At 25.8% G+C, this 3,437-nt stretch carries 1 protein-coding gene; it reads left to right on the forward strand.

Annotation, left to right across the window (positions count from 1 at the left end):
• The first annotated feature begins 586 nt into the window (after positions 1-586).
• A complete protein-coding gene (locus VK998_RS01200; protein ID WP_325224554.1) occupies positions 587-2,563 on the forward strand; it encodes a hypothetical protein in 1,977 nt (658 codons plus the stop codon).
• Positions 2,564-3,437 lie beyond the last annotated feature (874 nt).

The raw sequence follows: 3,437 nt of genomic DNA on the forward strand, positions 1-3,437 counted from the left end.
ACTCATCTATATCACCACCCTATAATATAACAATATCATACTATTTTTAGTTTGTCAAGCGTTTTTATATTTATTGTTTAGAAACACAAAATTACCCCCTATATTATATAGATACCCGTTATAATATAAGTTAAACATAAATTATAAAAATATATACTTACTGCAATAGCAATGTGAGTTATTCCGTTGAAAATAATCACGCCCTTTATTTATATTTTCATTATGATAGTATATCTATAATTTTAAAAATAATACATATTACATATATTTTAATATAGGTAATTAGAGATGTATTTACATATGCAATAATACTGAAATATATAAAGACAGTTTATACAGGCTAATACAAGTTAAATAGCCATTTATCAAAATCAATAATAATGAATGAAGCGTAGCGAAATGAATTATTAAATAGCAAATATAAAAATAGTTGACAAGCTATATTATCTATGCTACACTTATAGTATATGGTGATAGTTTGGTGAGTTATGTCTATAGGTTATGTTTATTTGGAGGTGGTAATTTGTGGAATAGTAGTTAATAAGAAATAAGTAAACAATAAATATAAAAATAAAGGAGGAATTTTATGTTTGAAGAAGAACCATTCCATATGAATTTTGAATATGGAGAAGATGTTCCTAAAGAGATATTAAAACAAAAGATTAAAGATGTATTAGAACTTACTATTGATGATTTACCATTTGGTAGAACTATATCAAAAGAATACAGAAATGCACTTGCAAAAGTAATATATTACATAATGTATTATAATAAGGAACAGAAAATAGCCACATTACCAATGATTACAGGCGGAGGAAAATCTACAGCATTAATAAATGCAACCTCTTATATGGTAAATGATCCTGTTTTGTTTAAGTATTCAGGTACAATAATACTAAAACTAACACAAAATGATTGTGAAGAAACAGCAAATGCAATAAATAAAAAGAGTAGTAAAGAGGTTGCCTATGCATATCACAGTGGAAAAAACAAAAATAATAAACCTAAAAATCAAATCAAAAAGAAAGATCTTTTAAAATATCCAATTTTAGTTATGTGCCACGAAGGCTATAAAGAATTATCAAGACAAAATGATTGTGATAGAATATTAAAATGGACAGATGCAAATGTAAGTGATAAGTATTCCCAATATAATTGTTATTACAGAAAAAGATTAATTATTGACGAAGAAATGTCTAATGTACAAATACAGCCAATCACATTGCAAACGATTATGTTAGTAGAAAATGCCATATTGAATATGGGAAATGAAAGTTTGTTTAATTTATATTATAACTTCATAGCAGAAATTAAGAAAGAGTTTATCAAGCCTTATGACATGAAAAGAAATTCGGCTGAATTTATACATTTAGATATAAAAATACCAGAAAAGTTAGATCAATGTATTTTTAACAAAGGAGATAGAGCAACTCAAGAAGCATATTTAGCAATTGTAGATTTAATTAGACACGGTGGATATATACAATATTCAAACGACATAAATAAAAAATGTATTACTACATACAGCTACATAAATATAAATAATTTATTGTTTTATACTGTTCAATTAGATGCTACAGCTAAAATAAATTGCCTATATGACATAAATGATGATTATATATTAGTAGATTTACCAGAATTCAAAACATACAATAATACATATATACATATATTTGATAAGATTACTGGGAGTAGAAGCACAATAGAAAAAGGATTAAACGAAGGTTTGCTTGATAGTTGCATAAAAGATATAAAATCTAATGCAAAAGATGATGATAAAATATTAATTATCTTAAATAATAAAGATTATATAAATTTATTTAAAAAGAAGTTTTATGAAGCTGAAACGGAAATTGGCTGTAAAACCGACATACCCTTTAAAATTGACTTTACATATTATGGTGCATTTACAGGTAAAAACAACTGGGCAACATACAATAAACTATTCTTAATAGGTATTCCTATATATGGAGAAACAACATACCCAATATTATATAACGCCAATAGTGACGTATCAAATTTCTTAAAACTAGATACAACATTAATTCCTATGAATGGTGCAAGAAGATATTTACAAAAAGAGTTTGAAGATGTTAGAATTTCTATTATTGCTAAAGAACTTATACAAGGAATAAATAGAATTAGATGTAGAATGTACAAAGATGGAGATACACCTGAAGCACATGTATATATGATAAATAAAGATAAGAAAGTAGATAAATTAATTGAAAAAGCTATGCCAAATATAAATATATTATATGATTGGGAATTAGATTATGAACATGAATACGAATATAAAAACAAAGAAAAAGCACTCACAAAAGAAGAAATATTAATTAAACAAATAATGAAGATTCAAGACAATATGATATATAGAGAATTACTTGAAACAAGAGGCATGTTAACTGATAAAGGTATTAAAAAATCAGATTTAAGAGAATTGTGTGGTTTTAAAGCCAGAAATACATTAAGCAATGCAATTAAATCACCTATATTTAAACAATTTTGCACTGATAGAAGAATAGATATATCTAATTCTAGAACACACTATATAAAAATATAATTAAATATCAAAGTGGCTAAATCTTCTCTTATATATACTCTATAAGAGGACTCATAGCCACTTTATAATAAAACATAATCCAAATCAATCAAAGCTTTATGGTTGTAATAGAAATATCCTGTGTTTAACTTTATGGGTTGTCTTAAGTTTGTGGTAATTGATTTGTCTTAGGCTGTCCTTAAAAAACGAAAAGATGTTTTTTAAGTCCATCCATGTTTGTTTTCTTGTATAAATAAAATTTAAATAATAAATATAAAAATATACATATACAACTGAATATTAATTTTGAGAGAGTAGATTTAATTATCTATTCTCTTTTTTTATTGTAAATTTGTATAATAAAAATTAAAATGGGAATAATATTATTATTTTTATAATTTTATATGAGTTTTTATATAGTTTTGTATGAAAATATATGAAATTAGTATTTTTATGAGAAATTTGATGTTCACGATACAAATGTTGAAATTTCAATGGGTTAGGTAGATTTTGAGGTGATTTTGATGTGATTTTTGTATGATTTTTTATGATACGATATGAATGTTTTGTAATGTGGGTGTAAGCATTGATATTAGTGCATTTGAGGGGTGTTTGTTGTTTATGTGAAAAATGGTGATTTTACGATAGGTGGTGTTCGAGGTAGGGAGAAATGGTGTCTAGGCATTGATATTAGTAGGGTTCAACGATATGATGGGGGTGTATGAGTTTTGAGGGGTAAAAATGGGGTGTAAGGTGCATGGTTGACACAAAGGTCGATAGGTGTTTACGATATGACAATTTAGGGATATTTTTTAATTTTTATTATGTTATCGATGGGGTGCTAAAAAATGTATGAGAAGATGAGCTATGCCTATAAAATGGGAATACAAATTGG

Source organism: Schnuerera sp., assembly GCF_035459645.1.
Classification (GTDB): Bacteria; Bacillota; Clostridia; order Tissierellales; family Tepidimicrobiaceae; genus Schnuerera.